Here is a 20,965-nt window from a genome sequence, read left to right as displayed (position 1 = left end):
GCTCAAGATCATAAGCTGTGCGGCGGGCGTGCCCAATGGGGCGGCTATTGCGGGAGAAAAGCCGCTTTTGCAGGAGAAAAGCCGCTTTTGCAGGAGAAAAAGAGAAAGGGCAAAGGCCAGATAGCCAAAACGCGCCAGCGGGCGCGTTTTGGTCGGCATTATCAAGCACCTCAATCAGTGCAGGGTGGTCCACTCATGGTCAAAGACCCGGGCCCGTTCCCAGGGTGCATCAGGCAGGCTGGAAGAGAGGCCAGTGTATTTGCCCACGTCGTCCACCACGATGGCGGAGAGGATCGGCAGGTTGTTTTCGGTGCAGTACATGCGGATGCGTTGCAGCAGGGTGCGCAGTTCATCCTGGCACTGCTCCAGCCCGGCCTGCTTGGCCAGTTTGGAGTAACGAATGGTAGTGCGTTCCTTTGCAGACTCGACGAGGATGTCCCACAGCTTGTAGTCGCAGGTCGAAGCACCTGCGGTGGCTTGGCTTGTCATAACTCTCTCCGGCGCGAAATGGTCGCTATGTGTCGAAGCGCATCTTCGCCAGTTCGGCGCCGTCATATGTTGATCCAACGCAAAAAAGAGGGGAGTCGCGTCACACAATTCCCGGATATGGGGTGATAAAGGTTTTCCGGTAGTTGAAATAACGAAAAATTGTTACATGGCCGACATATTATGCTAATGAGTCACGGTGACGGCACCTTTATTGATAGGGATCAAAGGCAAACAGTGGTCAGATCACTAGATTTCGCTCTTCGATAAATTTATCAGGAGTGAATATTGGAACTTTTATTCGTCTTGCTCGTTCTGGTCGCCGTGGTCTACGGCATCATCAAGGATTACAACCCGCAGGCGGTGCTGGCGCTGGCGGGCATGGCCATTTTTGCAGTGGCCTACTGGTTGGGGCTGCACCCCATTCTCCCCGCTGACAAGAGCACCGGCTTCGCCCTGTTCGACCTGTTCGAAGTGTTCAAGGGGATCTTCTCCTACCGCGCGGCGGGCCTCGGCCTCACCATCATGGCGGTGGCGGGTTTTGCCACTTACATGTCTCATATCGGGGCCTCCCAGGCGCTGGTGCGAGTGGCGGTCAAGCCGGTGGCCGGCATCCAGTCCAGCTACCTGATGCTCTCCATCTGCTATCTGGTAGCGGTATTCGTCTCCCTGTTCGTCACCTCCGCCACCGGCCTTGGCCTGCTGTTGATGGTCACCATGTATCCGGTGATGCGCAACCTCGGCATCAGCCCGGCCTCCGCCTGTGGTGTCATCGCCACCTCCCAGGCGTTTGAAATTGGCCCGACCCAGACCAACGCCATCTTCTCCGCCGGTCAATCCGGCATGGATCCGACCAGCTATTTTGTCGACTACCAGATCTGGCTGGTGGCTCCCATGCTGCTGGTGACCATGGTGCTGCACTTCTTCTGGCAGCGTCACTGCGATCGCAAGGATGGCTGGGATCCTGCGCTCCATCGCGGCGATCACGCCGAGCTGGACGAACAGGGCACCGAGAGCGTGCAGGCGCCCACCTGGTATGCCCTGCTGCCGATCATCCCCTTCGTGCTGATGATGACCTTCTCCAAGCTGCTGGTGAGCGACATCAAGATGAGCGTGGAGGTGGCCATGCTGCTGTCGGTCTTTATCGGCATGCTGTGCGAGCTGCTGCGTAGCCGCTCGGTGCGTACCGCTTTTGCCGGGCTGTCGAGCTTCCTCGACGGCATGGGCAAGGTGTTTGGCCCCGTGGTGGCGCTCATCGTCTGTGCCGAGCTGTTTGCCGAATCCCTCAAGGCCATCGGCGCCATCGATACCCTGCTGCACTCTGCCAGCAATGCCGGTATCGGCAGCGGTCTGATGACGCTGGTGATGGTGGCGCTGATCATGGTAGCGGCGGTCATCATGGGCTCCGGAAATGCGGCGTTCCTAAGCTTCTCGACCCTGGCACCGGCGGTGGCAGCCAAGTTTGGCGTACCTGCGGTAACCATGCTGCTGCCGATGCAGCTCGCTTCCAGTATCGGCCGTACCGTCTCCCCCATCGCGGCTGTGCTGATCGCCTGTGCGGGGATTGCCAAGGTATCGCCCTTTACCGTGGTCAAGCGCACCAGCGTGCCGATGGCGGGGGCGCTGCTGACGGCGCTGACCCTCAACTATCTGCTGTTTATGTAGTGATGTGGGTTATGTAGTGGTGTTTGGAATTTACCGGTCGGGCGGGTGGCATGGCTGCCCGCCTTTTTCTCACTGTGTCGCATTGTTGCAATAGACGATCGGCCATCAACGCTGATTGTTGCATGGAGAAGATAATGACAGTTGTAAAGAGCCCGTTTTCCCTCGATAGCTATCTGGCCGATCTGGCCCCGCTCATCAACCTCGATTGCGGTACTCGCACCCCGGCCGGGGTGGCGAAGGTGGCCGACATCATGACCGAGAAATATGAGGCCATCGGCTGGCAGGTGACTCGCCACCAGTTTGCTGCCGAGTGCGGCCCCTGCCTCGAGATCACCAATGCGCCGGGTGCCGATCACTACGACGTGATGCTGTGCGGCCACATGGATACCGTCTTCCCCGAGGGGACGGCGGCCAAACGCCCGCTGAACATCGAAGGCAATCAAGCCTTTGGCCCCGGCGTCTCGGACATGAAGAGCGGCTTGCTCTCTATCTGGTATGCCCTCAAAGAGATGGATCCGGTATTGCTTGCCAAGCTCAAGGTGCTGGTCTGCTGCAACTGCGACGAAGAGATTGGCTCCCCCTGGTCGAAAGATTGGCTGGTGGAGAAGGCCAAACAGAGCGGCTGCGTGCTGGTGGCTGAAGCTGCTCGCCCGAGCGGAGATCTTATCAGCGCCCGCAAGGGCAATGCCAAGTACCGCATCACCTTCCACGGCAAGGCGTCCCACGCCGGTTCGGCCCTGACCGAAGGGATCTCTGCAATCACCGAGCTGGCGCACTGGGTGCTGGCCATCAACGAGCAGGTCAACATGACCACGGGCACCACCATGAACGTCGGCGTGGTACAGGGCGGCACCGGCGTCAACGTGGTGCCGGACTTTGCCGAGGCGATCGTCGATCTGCGCTTCTGGAGCAACGAAGAGGCCGCTGCGGTACACGATCGGCTCACCTTTATGGCCAACAACCCCTTCCTCGCGGGCTGTCGGGTCGAGGTGGATCGCCAGACCTTCAAGCCGGCGATGCGACCGAGCGGTGACACCGAGGCGCTGATGGCGCTGGTGGAGGCGGCAGCCAAGGAGGAGGGGATCCCCTTCAACTGGCTGGAAGCCGGTGGCGGCTCGGATGCCAACTTCACCGCCGCCGCGGGGGTGCCGTCGCTGGATGGTTTCGGCCCCATGGGCGGCGGTTTCCACTCGGAGGCGGAATTCCTGCTGCTGGAGAGCATCGAGCCGCGCATCCGCCTGCTGCAGCGGGTGCTGGGCAAGCTGGCGAAATAAGCCGGTTTATCCCTTGTTCGGGTCGTCATGGCCCGCTCAAAACTGGTCCGCTCAAATCCAAACGGGAGGCTGTTGCCCCCCGTTTTTTTATCTCGATTTTTCGCGCTAGCTGAGTGAGTTGGCCAGATGGCTTGCGGCCGTTACCCCTGCGGTTCGGCCAGATAGGCCAGGTGATCCTGCCGCGCCACCTGCCAGCCATCGAGGCGCAGCGGGGTGGCAAAGCCCGGGCCGTCGGTCACCATGGTGTGGTACTCCCCTTGCTCGCCGCAGGCATCGAAGCCCTCGTGCTCGGCCCGTTGCTGCAACTCGGTCAGGGTGGCCGCATCCAGCATTCGCCCGGCCCATTCCGGCGCCAGCACCCGGGTATCGATGCAGGAGAGGTGGGCGACGATGCCGCGGGCCAGCATATCCGCCAGCAAGGCTTGGCGAGATTGCTGCCAGAGCGGGGTATGGACGGTGAGACCAAGCGGGCGGCAGCGCTCGCGGATCCAGTTAGGCGCACCGCCCACGCTGTCGATATCGCCGGTGACTACCCCATCGAGTTGCCACTCCTCCTTGAGCCGTGCCAGTGCCCACTCATAACCGAGATCGAACGGCGCTTCTATGGTGACCAGCAGATGGGGCAGCCCGAGGGCTTCCGCCTGACGGCGCACCAGCGGCAAGGGGTGAGCGAGAAATCGGGGCTCTGGCGGCGCAAAGGTGGCCAGTGCCACCACCTGATGGCCCGCTTGGCGGGCATGACAGAGGGCCAGCATGGCATCTTTGCCACCGCTCCAGAGCAGGATGACGCGAGACATGGATGAGATTCCAATGGTGAACGAGGGAGCATGCTACCCAGCGGCAGGGGCAGAGGTAAAGGCATTGTGTCCGGAAATGGCGGCGGGGAAATGGTTGGGGTAACAGAGCGGGAAAAAGCAGGCCCCCGAAGCGGGGGCCTGTATTGCAATGGCGTGGTAAACGCCGCTGCGATTAGAGCAGGATGCTGGTGAGGATAAAGCCCAGTGAGCAGGAGGTCACCACCCCGATCAGCCCCGGAATGATGAAGCTGTGGTTGATGATGAACTTGCCGATGCGGGTGGTACCGGAGCGGTCGAAACCGATACAGGCCAGATCGCTCGGGTAGGTCGGCAGCACGAAGTAGCCGTAGCTGGCCGGCAGGAAGGCGATCAGCAGCTTGGGTTCGACACCCAGCGCCAGACCCATGGGGGCGATGGCGGTGAGGGCGGCGGCCTGGCTGTTTACCAGCTTGGAGATGAGGAACAGCACCAGGGCGTAGGTCCAGGGCTGGGCCTGTACCACATGGGCCAGGGTCTCTTTGAGCAGCGGCATGTGGGCCTGGAAGAAGGTCTCACTCATCCAGGCAACCCCGAATACGGAGAAGATGGCGACCATGCCTGCCTTGAAGACGGCACCGTTGGCGATCTCGCCCGGCTTGACCTTGCAGCGCATCAGGATGATGGCACCGGCGATCAGCATCATCATCTGGATCACCAGGTTCATGGAGAGCGGGCCGGTCTTGTCCTTGATGGTGAACACCGGACGCAGACCTTCGTTAGCGCCGAGCAATACCACGGCAGCGATGGCGGCGAAGAAGATCCAGGTTGACCAGTAGGCCTCTTTCGGGAACTTGGTGTTAAGCAGGGTTTCGCCACCACCGTAGATGAAGGCACGCTGCTCCGGGTCTTTGATCTTGGCCTGGAACTCTTCGTCCTTGTCCAGATCCTTGCCGCGACGCAGGCTCCACAGGGCAGCCACGATGACACCGGTCAGGGAGGAGGGGATGGCGATCATCAGGATGTCGAGCAGGCCGTAAGCCTGACCGATACCGTGACCGGCCGCCAGAATGGAAACCATGGAGACCACGGCAACGGAGACCGGGGAGGCGCAGATGGCCATCTGGGAGGCAACGGAGGCGACAGCCATCGGGCGCTCGGGACGGATGTTCTTCTGCAGCGCGATGTCAGCGATGATGGGGAACATTGTGTAGACCACGTGGCCGGTACCGCACAGGAAGGTGAGGGTCCAGGTGGTGAGCGGCGCCAGGATAGTGATGTATTGCGGGTGACGGCGCAGCAGACGCTCGGCCACTTGCATCATCAGGTTGAGGCCACCGGCAGTCTGCAGGGTGGCGGCACAGCCGATCACCGCCAGAATGGTCAGCATTACCTGAACAGGCGGTTCGCCCGGCACCAGGCCGAAGACGAAGGTCAGAAGGAAGAGACCGATACCACTGATGAGACCGAGTCCCATGCCCCCAAAGCGGGTACCCAGCAGCAAGCAGCCGAGTACCACTAAAAATTCCATCAAGATCATTCCGTTACCTCGTGTGATTCAACCCATATTGCCGCGGGTAGCCTGAACCATGAATTGTCATTGTCTGTTTTATTTAGCCCAAAAGGGTTAGTTGCTATTCTGCTCCCCTGAAAAAGTGAAAAAATTGAGTTACTTCAATAACTCGATGAATTTTTGATTAAACCACTTAAAAACCACGTACTAACAAAAAGATTATTTTTGTCACAGAGTGGTATCACTCGGGGCCAAGCCATCCGGTGGTCATGGTGGCAGCACAGTGCGGCAACAGGGCTACAGGGGAGGGGCATAAAAAGGGCTCGATTGCGGCAGAAGAGGATGAAAAAGCAAGCGCTCAGGCTATTTTTGCCAGCAAGGGCTGACTTCGGCGGGTTGGCTCACTTGGCCGCAGGTGCTTGCTGCAGATAGCGGCGCTGATAATCTTCGCTCAGCTTGGCAATATCCAATCTGACAATGGCCTGCGCCACCCGTTGCTGCAACGCCTGCTGATCGGGACGAAACATGATGTGCAGGCTCTTGTGTTCGAGGATCTTCGGGTGAAATTGCAATCCGGCGCTGCTCAGCTTGCGATCATGGTTGATGAGCCAGTGAAAGACATCCCGGTCGATCACCGCCAGATCGAGCCGGTCGCGCTGCAATTTGCGCAGGTTGAGCAGGTCTGCATCGACGGCGGCAGTGTTGAGGCGCTTGCTGGCCATCAGGGCATCGAATTCACGGGTGTTGACGTATCCCTCCACCACGCCGATCCGGTAGGGCGCGAGCTCCGTGAGCTGCTGCCAGGGGATGGGGGGGCCTGAGCGCTGCGCCATGCCCAGCACGCTGTCGCCTACGCTGGGGGAGCTGCGCCACAGGGTGGGCAGGGTGTCGGAGAGGTACTCGGGAAAATAGCCGCTATAAGGCTGGGTCGGGTCGGCCGCCAGCCGCACTGCCCGCTGCCAGGGGTAGAAGTCGAATGTCACCTCCAGTCCCGCCTCGGCAAAGGCACGCTTGACGATATGACCGGTGAGGCCGCCATCGGGCAGGCTCTGGCTGGTGTAGGGGGGCCACTCCAGGGTGGTCAGACGAACGGGCTCGGCCCACAGTTGAACAGGCATGCAGGACAGCAGTAGCGAGAGCAGCAGGCGATATCCCATAGGCGACGAGTTCCTTGTGCCGGTTGATCCTGAGTATCACCCATAACGGTGACAATAAAAAAGCCGACCCGCAGGTCGGCTTTTGCAATGCAGTGGCAAGATGCCGCTTATCAGAACTCGGCGGTACGCGGAGTACGCGGGAACGGGATCACGTCGCGGACGTTGCCCATGCCGGTCACGTAGACCACCAGACGCTCGAAGCCCAGACCGAAGCCGGAGTGCGGCACGGTACCGAAGCGACGCAGGTCGCGATACCACCAGTAATCTTCCTTGTTCAGGCCCATCTCGGCCAGACGGGCATCCAGCACGTCCAGACGCTCTTCACGCTGGGAACCACCGATGATCTCGCCGATGCCCGGTGCCAGTACGTCCATCGCGGCAACGGTCTTGCCGTCGTCGTTGAGGCGCATGTAGAAGGCTTTGATATCTTTCGGGTAGTTCTTCACCACCACCGGAGACTTGAAGTGCTCCTCGGCCAGATAGCGCTCGTGCTCGGAGGAGAGATCGATACCCCAGGAGACCGGGAACTCGAACTTCTTGCCGCAATTTTTCAGCACTTCGATGGCGTCGGTGTAGTCGATCTGGGCGAAGTCGGAGGAGACGAAACGCTCCAGACGGCCGATGGCATCCTTGTCCACGTGCTGGGCGAAGAACTCCAGATCGTCGCGACGCTCGGTCAGTACGGCGTTGAAGACATACTTCAGCATGGCTTCGGCCAGTGCGGCGTTATCTTCCAGATCGTTGAAGGCCACTTCCGGCTCAACCATCCAGAACTCGGCCAGGTGGCGGCTGGTGTTGGAGTTTTCAGCGCGGAAGGTCGGGCCGAAGGTGTAGACCTTGGAGAGGGCGCAGGCATAGGTTTCGGCGTTCAGCTGGCCGGATACGGTCAGGAAAGCCTCTTTGCCGAAGAAATCTTCGTTGTAGTCCACCTTGCCGGCGTCGGTGCGCGGCAGGTTTTCCATATCCAGAGTGGAGACGCGGAACATCTCGCCGGCACCTTCGGTGTCAGAGGCGGTGATGAGCGGGGTCGCAACCCAGAGGAAACCCTCTTCGTGGAAGAAGCGGTGGATGGCTTGCGCCAGGCAGTGACGAACGCGGGTCACGGCGCCAACGATGTTGGTGCGCGGGCGCAGGTGGGCCTGTTCACGCAGGTATTCGATGCTGTGGCGCTTGGCGGCCATCGGGTAGGTGTCCGGATCTTCGACCCAGCCGACTACCTTCACCTCGGTCGCCTGCAGTTCGAAAGCCTGGCCGCTGCCCTGAGAGGCGGCAACCACGCCGGTCACTTCCACGGAGCAGGCAGTGGTCAGACGCAGCACTTCATTCTCGTAATTGGCCAGGGTATTGGGGACAACTGCCTGTACCGGATGGAAACAGGAGCCATCGGAAATGGCCAAAAATGAGATCCCCGCCTTGGAATCACGGCGAGTCCGGATCCACCCTTTGACAGTTTGGGTGGTGCCGACCGGATACTTACCGGCCAGCACATCTACTACGGATGCGTGCGTCATCGAAATATTGTCTCCAGCTTGTTCTTGCAGCGCTATTTGCAACACTAGGGAGTCTGGCCCGGGCACAGATGGCCCACCATGGCAGACTAAGCCGTCAATCTTACCCGCGCGGGTTTGATAAACAAGCAAAAATGTCGGACTCTGGTGGGGTTTTCGGCATGGTTCACTCAACAAGAGTGTCACGGGCGCAGGAGAGGTGGGTGAAAGATCGGCGGCATGGGCCAGATTGGCTGACACGGGTGTTACAGGGGCTGGTGATGCTCTGCTGGGGCGGCTTTATCGTGCTGCTCTCCCTTTACCACTATGCCCGTCCCGAAATTGCCTACGGTTTTCTGGTCTATGGCGGGATCGAGGTGCGCGATTATTGGGACCCGGCCCTTACCCCATGGCTGGTCTACGGGCTCTGGAGCTGCTGCGCCCTGACGCTGGTGGTGTTGCTGCTGGAGCGCAAGCGCAGCCGCCGTCAGGATGACTCCCGGCATGTCAATCTGGCCATCCTGCTACTGGTGCTGATCGCCAGCTTGCTCTTCTACTACGTCGGTTAAGCGTTCGTCTTAGCGGGGCTGATCCGGCTCCTGCCTGCTGGCCTTGGTGCGTTTGCCGAGCTGGCGCTCCACACTGTCGAGCATCTGGTTGTAGGCCACCGCCACCCGGCCAATCTCGTCGCCGTCATCCCCCTCCAGCCGGTGACCGAAGTCGTGCAGGTCGGTGGCCTCTTCCATGGAGCGGGTCAACTGGTTGAGAGGGCGCACGATCCAGGTGCGGATGACCCAGAGGGTCAGCAGCAGTCCCATCCCGAAGATGCCGGTGAGAATGAGCGCCGAGGTGAGAATATTCTGCTCGACCCGGGTAAACAGCGAATCGAGGGAGTAGTCAAAGCGCACCGCTCCTAACACAGTGTTCTCCGGCACCAGATGACAGCTGGTGCAGTCGGTGCCGCGAAAATCCTTCTTGGCCTGCAGCGGTCGGGTTACCACCAGACGGCTGTGCATGCCGTTGTGCACCACCTCCAGGCTCCCTTTGCCCGCCAGTGCCAGCTCATCAAACTCATCCTTTACCTGTTCGGTCTCCCGTCCCGGCCCGAACTGTTTGCTCACCGCGTCGCCACGAACGATGCGGGCATCCTCCACATGGGCATGGTCGAGAAACTTGGCGCGCAGGGTATCGCGGGCATCCATTTTGCCAGTCAGCATCAGCATGTTGAGACCGTCGAAGTAGGCTTCGGTCTGCTCCTGACTCTGCTCCTTGATGAGGCTCAGGATGAGATCGCGCTCGCGCACCGCCTGATAGGCTGCGGAGAAGACCAGTACCATGGAGAAGATGAAGAGCAGGAAAAAGTTGATTTTGGCAGCAATGGAGAGGCGCATGAGCAGTCTTTCTTGATGGTAAAACCGCAGCAGTTTACCCCTCTTGGGGCCTCAGGTCTGGTGTTTTGCTCACATTACGGCAAGTGAAACTGCACTGAAGTGGATAAAGTTGCCCTCTTTATATATCAAATGCCGGTAGTCAAACGGGCGGCTGCGATGGCCGCCCGCTGCATGCCTTAAAACTCGCCTTCGGTGATGGCCTGACGGATGGCGCCGGTCAATACCCGCAGCTCTTCAGGGGTGATGACGAACGGGGGCATCAGGTAGACCAGCTTGCCAAAGGGGCGGATCCAGGCGCCCAGTTCGACAAACTTGCGCTGGATGCGCGCTACATCCACCCGCTCTTTCATCTCCACCACCCCGATGGCGCCGAGCACCCGCACATCCGCGACCGCCGGGTGCAGGGTCAGCTCTACCAGTTCTGTTCGCAGCTGATGCTCGATGGTGCGCACCCGCTCCTGCCACGGTGAGGCCAGCAGCAGATCGATGGAGGCGTTGGCCACCGCGCAGGCGAGCGGGTTGCCCATAAAGGTGGGGCCGTGCATAAAGACGCCGGCCTTGCCGTCACAGATGGTGCGGGCGACATGCTCGGTGGTCAGGGTCGCCGAGAGGGTGAGGTAGCCGCCGGTAAGCGCCTTGCCCAGACACATGATGTCGGGGCTGATCCCCGCCCAGTCGCAGGCAAACAGCTGGCCGGTGCGGCCAAAGCCGGTGGCAATCTCGTCAGCTATGAGCAGCACGCCGAATTCGTCGCACAGGGCGCGCACCCACTGCAGATAGCGGGGGTGATAGAAGCGCATGCCGCCAGCGCCCTGTACTATGGGCTCAAGCACGATGGCGGCGATCTCCTCGTGATGATCCGCCATGAGTGTCGCCAGCTCCACTACGCACTGCTCATCCCACTCGGCGTGGAAGCGACAGCTCGGCGCATCGACAAAATAGTGTTCCGGCAGAAACCCTTTGTAGAGCTCATGCATGCCGCCATCGGGATCGCAGACGCTCATGGCGCCAAAGGTGTCGCCGTGATAACCGCTGCGCAGGGCGACAAATTTGGCTCTGGGCGTCCCCTTGGCATGCCAGTACTGCTGGGCCATCTTGAGTGCCACTTCCACTGCCACCGAGCCGGAATCGGCCAGAAATACCCGATCAAGCCCCTTCGGAGTGATCTCCACCAGTTTGCGGCAGAGCTCGACCGCCGGGGTGTGGGTCAGCCCGCCAAACATCACGTGAGACATCTTGCCGAGCTGGGCGGTGGCGGCGGCGTCCAACTCCGGCACCTGATAGCCGTGCACGCAAGCCCACCAGGAGCTCATGCCATCCACCAGTTCACGGCCGTCGCTGAGGGTGATGGTCACCCCTTTGGCGCTGGCCACTTCATAGCAGGGCAGGGGGTGAGTGAGGGAGGTATAGGGGTGCCAGATGTGGTGCAGGTCGAATTCTTGATTGGTCATTTGTTGTTCTGTTGTCAATTGGTTTGATCTGGTCGGTGTTGACAGTCTACGCGTGCTCTCTACACTAGCCAACAATTTCAGCCACTTGGCACTGCGCATAACCCTGAGCGCGCGGGCCCGGCGGCGGGTTTTGTGGCCGTCCATCCCAAGATGGCGGGCGCAGGATCCCACTAATAACAACCGGAAGCCATGTATGAATGCTCTCACCGCGGGCGGTCACGCCCTTCGCCATGACTGGACCCTCGCCGAGGTTCAGGCCCTGTTTGCCCTGCCGTTCAACGATCTGCTGTTTCAGGCCCAGACTGTCCACCGCGCTCACTTTGACCCGAACGAAGTGCAGGTGAGCACCTTGCTTTCCATCAAGACCGGTGCCTGCCCGGAAGATTGCAAATATTGCCCCCAGAGCGCCCGTTACCACACCGGTCTTGAGGCCGAGCGGCTGATGGAGGTGGAGAAGGTGCTGGAGCGGGCCCGCGAAGCCAAGGCCAACGGCTCGTCCCGTTTCTGCATGGGGGCCGCCTGGCGCAATCCCAAAGAGAAGGACATGCCCTACATCATCCGGATGATCGAGGAGGTGCGCGGGCTCGGCATGGAGACCTGCATGACGCTGGGGATGCTCACCGCCGATCAGGCGGCGCGTCTTGGCGCTGCGGGGCTTGATTACTACAACCACAACCTCGATACATCGCCGGAGTTTTACGGCGAGATCATCTCCACCCGCACCTATCAGGATCGGCTCGATACCCTGGAGCATGTGCGCAGCGCCGGCATGAAGGTCTGCTCCGGCGGTATCGTCGGCATGGGCGAGCAGGCCAAAGACCGTGCGGGCCTCTTGATGGCGCTCGCCAACCTGCCGCGCCACCCGGAGAGTGTGCCCATCAACATGCTGGTCAAGGTGAAGGGAACGCCGCTGGAGGATCAGGAGAACCTCGATCCGTTCGAATTTATCCGCACCATCGCCGTGGCACGGATCATGATGCCCGCCTCCCATGTGCGCCTCTCAGCCGGGCGGGAGAAGATGAATGAGCAGATGCAGGCCATGTGTTTTATGGCCGGGGCCAACTCCATTTTCTATGGCTGCAAGTTGCTGACCACCCCCAACCCGGACGAAAACAGCGATATGCAGCTGTTCAAGCGGCTCGGCATTCGCCCTGCCCAGCGGGCCCAGAAGCCGGATAAGGTTCAAGAAGAGGAACTGCTGGCCGAGGTGAGTCGCCAGAGCGAGCCTGCCGAGATGTTTTATGACGCCACCCGCCCCCGTGCAGGGGCTGCGCGCTCATGAGCGGCCCTGCAGTAACGGGCCCCTTTGGGTTGAGCGCGGCGCTGGCCGGGCGCGAGCAGGTCGGCCTGCTGCGCAACCGCATCGCGACCGATGGCGCGAGTGGCGGGCGGCTCAGGGTTGCAGGGCGCGACTACCTCAACTTTTCCGCCAACGACTATCTGGGGCTGGCTGATCATCCCGCCATCAAGGCCGCCTTCAACGCGGGGATTGAGCGCTATGGCGCGGGCGCTGGTGCTTCGCCGCTGGTGACCGGTTACAGCCGTGCCCACCAACAGCTTGAGGAGACTCTGGCCGAGTGGCTCGGGGTGGAGGCGGTGCTGCTGTTCAACTGCGGTTTTTCCGCCAATCAGGCGGTGCTCAAAGCGCTGCTCGGCAAGGAGCACCTGCTGTGGCAGGACAAACTCAACCACGCCTCTTTGCAGGAGATGGGCAGCCAGCTCCCTTGCAAGATGAAGCGCTTTGGCCACAACAATATGGCGGCCCTTGCACGGCAGCTTGAGCCAAATCGCGGACTGATTGTCTCGGAGGGGGTGTTCAGCATGGACGGGGATCAGGCCCCCTGGCGCGAGCTTGCAACCCTCGCCGCCCAGAGCGGCAACTGGTTGATGATCGACGATGCCCACGGTCTCGGTGTGCTGGGATCCGAGGGGCGCGGTACCCTGGCGGCGCAAGGGGTTCCTCCTGCCAGCGTACACATCCAGATGGGCACTTTTGGCAAGGCGCTTGGCGTCGCTGGCGCCTTTGTCGGCGGCAGCCGTGAGCTAGTGGATTATCTGGCCAACTTCGCCCGCCACTATGTCTACAGCACCCATATGCCGGCTGCGCAGGCTTGTGCGGTGAGCAAGAGCATCGAACTGGTGCGCGCCGCTGATGATGCCCGTGCCCATCTTGGCCAGCTGATTGCCCACTTCCGACAAGGGGGGCAGTCGTTGGGCTGGCAGTTGGGGGCGAGCGACACTCCCATTCAGCCGCTGCTGGTGGGGGAGAGCAGTGTTGCCCTGCAACTGGCTGAACGGCTGCGCGAATGCGGCGTCTGGGTGAGCGCCATCCGCCCGCCCACTGTGCCAGTCGCTACGGCTCGGCTGCGTATTACCCTGAGCGCGGCTCACCGCGAGCAGGATGTGGATCGCCTGCTCGATGCCTTGGGGGTCTGCCCAGCAGTTACACCGCTTGGGGAGGCTCACCATGACTGAGCGTTTTCAAACGGTCGACAAGGCGCAGCTTGCTCGTCGCTTCGGCGCCGCCGCTCGTCATTACGATGCCCATGCCCGCTTTCAACAGGAGGTGGGTCAGGCGCTGCTGGAATGGATGCCGAGCAGGCCGGTTGGCACTGATCTGACGGTGAGCGGGCTGGATCTGGGCTGCGGTACCGGCTTTTTCTTGCCCCAACTGGCGAACCGTTGTCACCAGCTGGTGGGGCTGGATCTCGCCCCCGGCATGCTGGCGCAGGCCGCCTTGCGTGACAGCGGTGCTCGCCTGCTCTGCGGCGATGCGGAGCAGCTTCCTTTCGCCGACAGCACGTTCGACTGGGTTTTCTCCAGTCTGGCGCTGCAGTGGTGCGAGCGTCCGGCCCAGGCTTTTGGCGAGCTGCTGCGGGTGGTCAAACCGGGCGGCCAGATCTTTTTCTCGACCCTGCTCGATGAGTCGCTCTGGCAGTTGCGAGCCGCCTGGCAGCAGCTTGATGGTCGCGCCCATGTCAATCGCTTCCTCAGCCTGCCACAATTGGAGCAGGCGCTGGCGAGCGCCGGGGTATCTGCTCCCGAGCTGCGTTGTATCACTTGGGATCTCGCCTATCTTGAATTGCCGCAGCTGTTGCGCGATCTCAAGGGGATTGGGGCCAATCAGGTCAATGACAATCAGGGGAGTGCCGCCCCGGCCGGTCTAAGCGGTCGCGCCAGATTGCAGCAGCTGGCTCAGGCGTATGAGGCGTTTCGCCAGCCCGATGGCAGGCTGGTCGCCAGTTATCGAGTGTGCCTCGGCCGCCTCAGCAAGCCTCGTTGAGCGCCGGGAACCACAGAGTTTGCAGGGCAGTGTGCCACCCCCTGTCAAGGAGAGAACCGTATGAAATCATTCTTTATCACCGGCACCGATACCGATGTGGGCAAGACGCTGGTGGCGCGCACCCTGCTGCGCGAATTTAGCGCACAGGGAATCAAGTGCGCGGGTTACAAGCCGGTCTCGGCCGGATGTGCTCGCACTCCGGACGGGCTGCGCAACCTGGATGCCGTTCTGTTGCAGGAGGCGGCGAGCCTGCCGCTGCCCTATGAGGTGGTCAATCCGTTCGCCTATGAGCCGCCGATTGCGCCCCATATCGCCGCCAGCGAGGCGCGCCAGCCCATCACTATGCAGGGGTTGAGCGAGGGGCTACGCAAGATTGAACAGGCCGGGGCCGAGCTGGCGGTAGTGGAAGGGGCGGGGGGCTGGTATCTGCCGCTCGATCGCAAGCATCTGCTGTCGGACTGGGTCAAGCAGGAGAACATGGCGGTGATCATGGTGGTGGGGGCCAAGCTGGGTTGCCTCAATCATGCGCTGCTCACCTTTGCCGCCATTCGCAATGATCAGCTGCCGGTGGCGGGGTGGGTAATTAATCGGCTCCATGGTTCCATGAGCCATTATCAGGAAAATCTGGACACCCTGAGGGGCTTGCTGCCTGCCCCCTTCCTCGGCGAAATTCCGTTTATAAACAATCCGCTTGAAGCCGATTTGCAGGGGCGTCTCGATATCTCGCCGCTACTTTGACGGCATATTCAGCGAACATTCATCGAATCTCCCTAGAATGTCGACATTAACATGATCAGGTGGGGATCCCGAGTGATCCCCGGTCATGTCCCTTATCTTCACAAGGAGTCTATATGAAGCGAATTATGCTATTCCTGGTGACCAACCTGGCCGTCATGCTGGTGCTGGGGGTGGTACTCAATATCCTGTTCTCGGTTCTGGGGATCAACAAGTCCAGCATTTCCGGGCTGTTGGTGTTCTGTGCCGTGTTCGGTTTTGGGGGTTCCTTTATCTCCTTGCTGATGTCCAAGTGGATGGCCAAGCGCAGCTATGGCGTCCAGGTCATCGAGCAACCCCGTAACGAGACCGAGCACTGGCTGGTGAGCACTGTGGCCCGTCAGGCCCGCGAAGCGGGTATCAAGATGCCGGAAGTGGGGATCTACGACTCTCCCGAGATGAACGCCTTTGCGACCGGCGCCCGCCGCGATGATTCGCTGGTGGCTGTCTCCTCCGGCCTGCTCTACAGCATGAGCCGTGACGAGGCGGAAGCGGTACTGGCCCACGAGGTTAGCCACGTGGCCAATGGCGACATGGTGACCCTGACCCTGATCCAGGGTGTAGTGAACACCTTCGTGATGTTCTTCGCCCGTATCGTGGCTGGCGTGATCAGCAACTTCTTCAGCTCCAACAACGAGGAAGAGAGCAGCAGCACCGGCGGTTTTGCTTACATGATCACCGTGTTCGTGCTGGAGATGCTGTTCGGCATTCTGGCCTCCATCATCGTCATGTGGTTCAGCCGTCAGCGTGAGTTCCGTGCCGATGCCGGTGCCGCCAAGCTGGCCGGTCGCGACAAGATGATTGCCGCCCTTGAGCGCCTCTCCCGCGGTGCCGAGCCGCAGCTGGAAGGCTCCATGATGGCCTTTGGCATCAACGGCAAGCGCTCCATGAGCGAGCTGTTCATGAGCCACCCGCCCATCGAGCAGCGTATCGCCGCCCTGCGTGGTTGATAGATACTGAATGACGGGGGATAACCCCGCATAAAAAACGGCTGCCTTCGGGCAGCCGTTTTGCTTTTCAGCGTTCTTTAAAGCTTGAAGTGTCCCATCTCCTGGCGCAGTACCCGTGACAGCTGCTTGAGCTTGGCCGCCTCTTGAGATACGTGACGGGCGGCATCCCCCGATTGCTCGGAGAGAGAGGTGATGTTGCCGACGGTAGAGACCACCTCGTTGGCGGCGGTGGACTGCTCGCGCAGGGTGTGGCTGATCTCCCCCATCAGACCGGTGAGGTTGGAGGCGTGGCTCTGGATGCTGGCGATCGCCTCGCCGGTCTGGTTGGCCAGCGTGACACCGCGAGAGACGTTGTTGACCGTGTTCTCCATGCTGCGGATGGAGGCATCGGCCCCGCTCTGGATCTTGCTGATCATCCCGGTGATTTGCTGGGTTGACGCCGCCGAGCGGCTGGCCAGATTGCGCACCTCGTCGGCCACCACCGCAAAGCCGCGACCCTGTTCACCGGCCCGCGCCGCCTCGATGGCCGCGTTGAGGGCCAGCAGGTTGGTCTGATCGGCGATGCCGCGGATCACCCCGATGATCTCCGAAATCTGCTGGGTATGGCCGTTGAGCTCGGAGATGGTGCTGGCTGCATCCCCCACAGTGGTGGAGATATTCTCGATGCTGCCGAGCGTCTCTTTAATGACCCCTGATCCCTCCTCCAGGGTATTGGCTGAGACCTTGCTCAGTTCGTCGGCATGGGTGGCGTTGTCGGAGAGGTGACTGATGCTCACCACCAGCTCCTCGATGGCGGCGGCCATGGTCTGGGTGCTGGTTTGCTGATCGGTAGCAAACTGGGCGGTCTGCTCGGCGATCTGGGCGATGCTGTCGGCAGAGTGGGATAACTCCTCGGTGGAGTGGGAGACCTTGGCGATGATCCCCTTGAGGGTGGTCTGCATGCCGCCGAGCAGACCGATCAGGCTCTCTTTCGATCCTGGCGGCACCTTGATGGGGCGCGAGAAGTCCCCTTCCGCCATCATATGGAGATCGGTCTTGAGCTGTTCGACCGAGGTGCCCACCAGATCGAGCAGGGAGCGATAGGTGCGCCAGAGGAAGAACATCAACACCAGACCGAGGGCGATAAAGAGATAGCGCAGCATGTCGGTATTGGCGATGGCGCTCTCGACTGCCTCATGGTTGCGCTGCTCCATCATCACGTAGAAGTCATCAATGGGGGACATGATGCGCCCCTTGTTCTGGTGATAGGCCTTGTCATGCATCATGGCGATGGCTTTTTGCTGGTTGGCAACCAGATCGCCATCGGTCTGCTGTACCAGCTTGAAGGCGGCGACCTCGGTGTTGACCAGCGCATCCGAGTTGTTTTTGGCCTCGTTCAGTTTGGCGAGCTCACCGTCGGTGAAACCGGCATCCTTCATCAGGTCGATCAGGCCACGGCGAACATTGCTGTCGGGGCGGGGATTCTGGCCGTTGGCGGCGACAAAGTCCCAGTAGATACGGTTGTAGCCATCCGGTCTCGGCTGCTCGCCGTTGCGAATGGCCAGGATCCGCAGGTACTGCTGTTCGTAGGCTGGATCCTTGGTGATGACGTAGGTGCGCCCGAGTCGGGTCAGATCATCAGAGGATTGGCGCAGTTCGTCGGCCAGCAGGTAGGAGACATATTGTTGTCGATAACTCTCTTCCAGTTGTTTACCCGCCCAGCTGTAGGCGAAAAACACCAGTGACAGCAGGATCAGGGTGATGACGGATAGCAGCAGGTTGAGCTGAAAGGCGGGCTTGTTCTGTTCCATGGTATGGGCGTCCTTTCCCTATGGCTGAGTGTCGTATGGAGCATCGCCAAGTCAATGGCTGGCAAGGCTTTTTGCTCTGAGAGTATAGGAAGGGAAACTAACTGATGAAGGCCGTGGGGACAAATTAAGGGCGGGTCAGGTGAACAAGTGTGGATAAAGATGACCGGGGTCAATTCCCCGGTCATCTGGGGTGGCGTGAGTTAATGCGGTCCGATCACCCGATCATAGGATTTCAAGGTCGGTGAGCGGCACGGCGCAGCAGGCAAGGATCTTGCCCTCCGCCCGCTCGGCGGCGGTGATGGCGGGAGCGTCGGGGTGATCCACCTCGCCCGAGATCAGCGTCTGTTTGCAACTGCCGCAGATGCCGGCGCGGCAGCTCCATGGCAGCTCTACACCTTGCTTGTTGGCCTGATCCAGCACAGTGCCCTGATTGTTGCCGGTAAAGGCTTGGGCGCCGATACGCAGTTGCACCGCCTGATGGGGGCGGGCCACCGAGAGAATGGCGCCGCCAAAACTCTCCTGTTTAATACGCGCGGCCGGAACGCCGAGGGCCGCAACTTTGGCGGCAGCATCGGCCATAAAGCCGTGGGGGCCGCAGATAAAGACCTCTTTTTCGGCCAGCCCTTTGACCAGTTGCAGATGCTCATCATTGAGTCGCCCTTGCAGCCCCTGCCAGTGATTGTCCGGCTGGCTCAGGATAATGGTGAGGGTCATCCCCTGCTGCGCCATTGCGTGCAGTTCGCTGGCGGCGGGAATGTCCGCTTCACTGCGGCACAGGTGCATAAAGTGAACCTCTTCCAGCTCCCCGCGTAGCGCCAGGGTGCTGGCAATCGCCAGCATGGGGGTGACGCCGGAGCCTGCGGAGAGCAACAGTAGATTGCGCTCGGACCCTAAGTGAAACTCACCAGCGGGGTTGGCGGCCAGCAGCCGATCACCCACCTGCAACTGCTGGTGCAGCCAGTGGGAGATGCGGCCACCCTCCACCTTTTTGACGCTGATGCTGTAACGCTCCGGGTGATCCGGCGTGGAGCTCAGGGTATAGCGTCGTTGAATCCTCTCGTTTTTGATATCGAGGCTGATGGGCAGATGCTGGCCAGGCAGGTAGTCGGGCAGAGGCTCGCCATCGGCGGCTTCGAACCAGAAGGTCTCCAGATCCCGCGCCAGCGGTTCGCGGGCCACGCAGACCAGCTCGCGCTTCTTCGGAGCGGCGGCGGGATAGACTACCGGACGGGTACGCTCCAGCACTTCTATCTCGCTGCCTGCCTCAATCCACCCCTCGTTCAGCGCCACCAGATTCTGGCCGAAGTAGACCTCGCCATCCTCGCCACGGCGGTAGCGGGTGAGGGTGGTCAGCGGCTCTTTCAGGGCGTTGAAGCGATCGGTGCCTGCTTCCACCGTGGTCATGATGCAGCGGCTGCAGGGCTTGACCACTTTAAATTCCACTTCGCCGATGCGGATACGCACCCAGCTGTCCTCCTCGAAGGGCTGGGTATTGCTTGCCACCAGATTGGTGCGGAATTGGCTCATCTGGTGCAGCGCATCGGAGCGCAGATTGAGATCCTCAAGGGATGCCTGGCTTATCAGCAGCAGCGGATAACCGTCGGCAAAGCTGACCCGGGTGCCGGTCTTCTCGCGAAAGCGATCAGAGGTTTCACCCAGCCAGAGCAGTTGCACCGTCTCCCCTGTCACCCGGCTTAGCCACCCATCGGCTTTGGGGTCGGTGTGCAGGGCGGTGAAACGGTCGCTCCAGACTCCGGTAGCTTGCGGGGTGCGGCTAAAGTCTGCCTCTTGCAGGGTGAGCGGTTCAAAGCCCGGATAGCGCAGTTGCAAGCCCCCTTCGATGGGGGTGGCCACGACCTGTTGCAGTTGGGGATGGGTTCGGGCGGTGATAAAGGTGCCGTCCGGTTTGACCACCATGTAGCGGCGATCCCCTGCCAGTCCCTCTTCGGTCACCCGGGCGCGAGCCAGCGGCATACCTGCAGTCGATTTGATGGGGTAGAGGTGAATGCTGTCTAGCCTGGGCATCTTCATATCCTTGTGACGCGGCGCGTTCGCCTGGAAAAAGTGGAACATAACGGTTCCCCGGCGATCCGGCAATCCTTTCAGGGGGGCGGTCTATAGTTGGGAAAACAGAACAAGAGGGCATCGGGATGAAAATAAGCTGGTTGCTGGCGGGGAGCCTTTTTTGCCACGGGCTCTGGGCGCAGGAGCTGACCCTGACCACGGGAGAGTATCCCCCTTACTGCTCCGAGACGCTGAAATATCAGGGGCTTATCCCTCATGTGGTGAGCGAGGCGTTCAAGAGTGAAGGGGTAAGCGTCAAGTTCCAGTTTCTTCCCTGGAAGCGGGCCTTTCGCTTGTCGGAGGAGGGGGTGGTGGATGGCACTGTCCACTGGTATGAGTCGAGCGAGCGGCGCAAAACCCATCTCTACAGCGATCCCATCCTGAGCGAGACCTACGTCTGGTTCTATCTCAAGTCAGATCCGCTGGAATGGCGTGGCTATCAGGATCTGGCGGATCGCAAGTTGGCTGCGGTCAGTGGCTATACCTACAATGCAGATTTTTTTGCAGCCATCGCGCAGGTGCCGCTGCAGGTGCAGTTCGTCACCCGACTGCGCCAGAGCTTTGATCTGCTGCTCTCCGGCCGCGCTGACCTGACCCTGGAGAACATCGATGTCGGCTACTACTCCCTGCGTCAGTTCTACCCGGCCAGCACGGTCGATCTCTTTGCAACCCATTCAAAACCAGTCATGAAAGTTGAAGGTCACCTGCTGATCAGCCGAAAGCGCGCCAATGCTGACGAACTGATCAAAACCTTCAATCGGGGGCTCGCCAAACTGAAAGCCAGCGGTCAGCTGGAGAAGATGTTACTTGAGTCACGTTCTGGTCTCTATGAACCATAAAGTGCAACATTTTTTGATCCTGATTCGCTAATCAGTACAAAAAAGCGGCCATTATCGACTCAGTTCCC

18 protein-coding genes are annotated in these 20,965 nt (G+C 60.6%); 9 read left to right on the top strand and 9 right to left on the bottom strand.

What is annotated here, in order from left to right; all coding sequences use genetic code 11:
- Nucleotides 1-174 precede the first annotated feature (174 nt).
- The gene (locus ACTG19_RS05490) at nt 175-489 is read right to left on the bottom strand and encodes a hypothetical protein (RefSeq protein WP_005337929.1); all 315 of its coding nucleotides are present in this window, start codon (nt 487-489) and stop codon (nt 175-177) included.
- A gap of 285 nt (nt 490-774) precedes the next feature.
- On the opposite strand from ACTG19_RS05490, the gene dcuC reads away from it, so the two are divergent.
- Both dcuC and ACTG19_RS05480 read left to right on the top strand, forming a co-directional pair.
- On the top strand, nt 775-2,151 hold the full coding sequence (dcuC, locus tag ACTG19_RS05485) for a C4-dicarboxylate transporter DcuC (protein WP_128836092.1): 1,377 nt from the start codon (nt 775-777) through the stop codon (nt 2,149-2,151).
- A 134-nt stretch (nt 2,152-2,285) separates the two neighbouring features.
- Complete coding sequence (locus ACTG19_RS05480; RefSeq protein WP_058058027.1) at nt 2,286-3,425, top strand: M20 family metallopeptidase; 1,140 nt, start codon at nt 2,286-2,288, stop codon at nt 3,423-3,425.
- A 140-nt stretch (nt 3,426-3,565) separates the two neighbouring features.
- Here the strand turns inward: ACTG19_RS05480 and ACTG19_RS05475 are convergent, their stop codons facing one another.
- The 4 genes from ACTG19_RS05475 to asnS form a co-directional block, all read right to left on the bottom strand.
- Nucleotides 3,566-4,222 carry a hypothetical protein gene (locus tag ACTG19_RS05475; protein WP_113738784.1) on the bottom strand — a complete coding sequence of 219 codons (657 nt, stop codon included), beginning with the start codon at nt 4,220-4,222 and terminating at the stop codon, nt 3,566-3,568.
- A 172-nt stretch (nt 4,223-4,394) separates the two neighbouring features.
- A complete protein-coding gene (locus tag ACTG19_RS05470) occupies nt 4,395-5,738 on the bottom strand; it encodes an anaerobic C4-dicarboxylate transporter (protein ID WP_005337916.1) in 1,344 nt (447 codons plus the stop codon).
- Nucleotides 5,739-6,112: 374 nt separating this feature from the next.
- On the bottom strand, nt 6,113-6,868 hold the full coding sequence (locus tag ACTG19_RS05465) for a substrate-binding periplasmic protein (protein WP_064338337.1): 756 nt from the start codon (nt 6,866-6,868) through the stop codon (nt 6,113-6,115).
- Nucleotides 6,869-6,978: 110 nt separating this feature from the next.
- Nucleotides 6,979-8,379: an asparagine--tRNA ligase gene (gene asnS / locus ACTG19_RS05460; RefSeq protein WP_043818544.1), complete on the bottom strand. Its 1,401-nt coding sequence runs from the start codon at nt 8,377-8,379 to the stop codon at nt 6,979-6,981.
- A gap of 200 nt (nt 8,380-8,579) precedes the next feature.
- Between asnS and ACTG19_RS05455 the strand changes: the two genes are divergently transcribed.
- Nucleotides 8,580-8,924, top strand: coding sequence for a hypothetical protein (locus ACTG19_RS05455; RefSeq protein ID WP_113738783.1), 345 nt, complete (start codon nt 8,580-8,582; stop codon nt 8,922-8,924).
- Nucleotides 8,925-8,933: 9 nt separating this feature from the next.
- On the opposite strand, the gene ACTG19_RS05450 is transcribed toward ACTG19_RS05455, so the two are convergent.
- Nucleotides 8,934-9,746 (bottom strand): HAMP domain-containing protein, encoded by an 813-nt coding sequence (locus ACTG19_RS05450; RefSeq protein ID WP_439988843.1) that lies wholly within the window; start codon nt 9,744-9,746, stop codon nt 8,934-8,936.
- Nucleotides 9,747-9,922: 176 nt separating this feature from the next.
- A complete protein-coding gene (gene bioA, locus ACTG19_RS05445) occupies nt 9,923-11,197 on the bottom strand; it encodes an adenosylmethionine--8-amino-7-oxononanoate transaminase (protein WP_421264291.1) in 1,275 nt (424 codons plus the stop codon).
- Between the two features lie 193 nt (nt 11,198-11,390).
- Here bioA and bioB point away from each other — a divergent pair, with 193 nt between their 5' ends.
- The 5 genes from bioB (at nt 11,391) to htpX (ending at nt 16,204) form a co-directional block, all read left to right on the top strand.
- A complete protein-coding gene (bioB, locus tag ACTG19_RS05440; RefSeq protein WP_439988842.1) occupies nt 11,391-12,479 on the top strand; it encodes a biotin synthase BioB in 1,089 nt (362 codons plus the stop codon).
- On the top strand, nt 12,476-13,672 hold the full coding sequence (bioF, locus tag ACTG19_RS05435) for an 8-amino-7-oxononanoate synthase (RefSeq protein ID WP_113738779.1): 1,197 nt from the start codon (nt 12,476-12,478) through the stop codon (nt 13,670-13,672). The genes bioB and bioF overlap by 4 nt, the downstream gene beginning before the upstream one ends.
- On the top strand, nt 13,665-14,480 hold the full coding sequence (gene bioC / locus ACTG19_RS05430) for a malonyl-ACP O-methyltransferase BioC (RefSeq protein ID WP_439988841.1): 816 nt from the start codon (nt 13,665-13,667) through the stop codon (nt 14,478-14,480). Before bioF ends, bioC begins: the two co-directional genes overlap by 8 nt.
- Nucleotides 14,481-14,540: 60 nt before the next feature.
- A complete protein-coding gene (gene bioD / locus ACTG19_RS05425) occupies nt 14,541-15,218 on the top strand; it encodes a dethiobiotin synthase (RefSeq protein ID WP_005337893.1) in 678 nt (225 codons plus the stop codon).
- 113 nt (nt 15,219-15,331) lie between these two features.
- Nucleotides 15,332-16,204, top strand: a complete 873-nt coding sequence (gene htpX / locus ACTG19_RS05420) for a protease HtpX (RefSeq protein ID WP_005337890.1) — start codon at nt 15,332-15,334, stop codon at nt 16,202-16,204.
- 77 nt (nt 16,205-16,281) lie between these two features.
- Here the strand turns inward: htpX and ACTG19_RS05415 are convergent, their stop codons facing one another.
- Nucleotides 16,282-17,994: a methyl-accepting chemotaxis protein gene (locus tag ACTG19_RS05415; RefSeq protein ID WP_439988840.1), complete on the bottom strand. Its 1,713-nt coding sequence runs from the start codon at nt 17,992-17,994 to the stop codon at nt 16,282-16,284.
- 222 nt (nt 17,995-18,216) lie between these two features.
- The gene (locus tag ACTG19_RS05410) at nt 18,217-20,019 is read right to left on the bottom strand and encodes an MOSC N-terminal beta barrel domain-containing protein (RefSeq protein ID WP_439988839.1); all 1,803 of its coding nucleotides are present in this window, start codon (nt 20,017-20,019) and stop codon (nt 18,217-18,219) included.
- Nucleotides 20,020-20,144: 125 nt separating this feature from the next.
- Between ACTG19_RS05410 and ACTG19_RS05405 the strand changes: the two genes are divergently transcribed.
- Nucleotides 20,145-20,897, top strand: coding sequence for a substrate-binding periplasmic protein (locus ACTG19_RS05405; RefSeq protein WP_005337880.1), 753 nt, complete (start codon nt 20,145-20,147; stop codon nt 20,895-20,897).
- Nucleotides 20,898-20,965: the final 68 nt, after the last annotated feature.

The organism is Aeromonas sp. 3P, from assembly GCF_051919745.1.
In the GTDB taxonomy this organism is placed as follows: Bacteria; Pseudomonadota; Gammaproteobacteria; order Enterobacterales; family Aeromonadaceae; genus Aeromonas; species Aeromonas veronii.
This window is presented reverse-complemented; position numbering and strand designations above follow the sequence as displayed.